At 49.0% G+C, this 243-nt stretch carries 1 protein-coding gene; it reads left to right on the top strand.

What is annotated here, in order from left to right; translation table 11 throughout:
* Positions 1 to 243, top strand: a 243-nt coding sequence (locus AAEZ10_RS27665; protein WP_350571869.1) for a hypothetical protein, incomplete at both ends; no start/stop codon positions are given.

Here is a 243-nt window from a genome sequence, read left to right as displayed (position 1 = left end):
CCTATAACCAGTTTGAGCCGCCGCACCTATTCGATCATGTTACAACTCTAACTGAAGCAGGCAAATACGACGAGCATATCCTAGCCGACTACAGCCGTAGCGAGTTTGATGAGCTAGACGCCTATCTCGATCACTGGCGCGATATGAACCTTGCTTATGCCGCTGTTGAGCAAATGGCAGGTAAATACCTCGTACAAGATCGCGTCACCAAGCGCGTTTATGAAAGCCCGCAGTTCCTTTATA

This window comes from Pseudomonas sp. H26/SER47-MNA-CIBAN-0231 (genome assembly GCF_040310465.1).
Lineage (GTDB): Bacteria > Pseudomonadota > Gammaproteobacteria > Pseudomonadales > Pseudomonadaceae > Aquipseudomonas > Aquipseudomonas atacamensis.
The sequence above is the reverse complement of the archived record's forward strand: the minus strand, read 5'-3'. Positions and strand labels throughout refer to the sequence as shown.